Annotated in this window: 1 pseudogene; it reads left to right on the plus strand. The window is 41.0% G+C overall.

The features are described from left to right. A pseudogene (locus ACFINS_RS11050) lies at positions 1 to 588 on the plus strand (autotransporter outer membrane beta-barrel domain-containing protein); the annotation flags it as partial.

Consider the following 588-nt stretch of genomic DNA (forward strand, 5'->3'; position numbering starts at 1 on the left):
TCAAACCTTGTTTGTTGGGTCTCAATCGCAGGAAGCAGACCAAACTCCTAATAACCCGATAGTTTATAAGGCAACAGGTGCCGCTGAGATCCATTTGAACTCTGAGTGGAGCAACAATTCTCCAATGCATAAACAGAAAACTGATAGGGTTATAATTAATGGTGATGTATCAGGCAGCACAATCGTTCATATCAACTTCTTGGAAAGTGGTAACAAAGGAACCAAAAGCACTGCTGTTTGGAAAGAAGAGATGGTTTCTACCTCTTCAACAGCACATGGAATTTCACTCATTCAGGTTTCTGGGAACGCTGATAAGAATTCTTTCAAACTAGAGAAGGGCTATCTTACAATGGGGGGAACACCTTATAAATATGTGCTCACTGCCTATGCACCTGGTACATCCGATGCAAGCCAAAACCTCTTTGGTAAGAATGATCAAAATTTCTGGGATTTTCGGTTGCAGAGTGCCTATGTAGATAGTGATAAGAAGGTCAGAGCACTTTTGCCTCAGGTAGCAAACTATCTGGTTATACCCAATGCAGTATTTTCTGCTGGATTTTCTGAGGTGAATAATCAAAACATGCTGTT

Source organism: Bartonella sp. AA2SXKL, from assembly GCF_042197205.1.
GTDB lineage: Bacteria > Pseudomonadota > Alphaproteobacteria > Rhizobiales > Rhizobiaceae > Bartonella.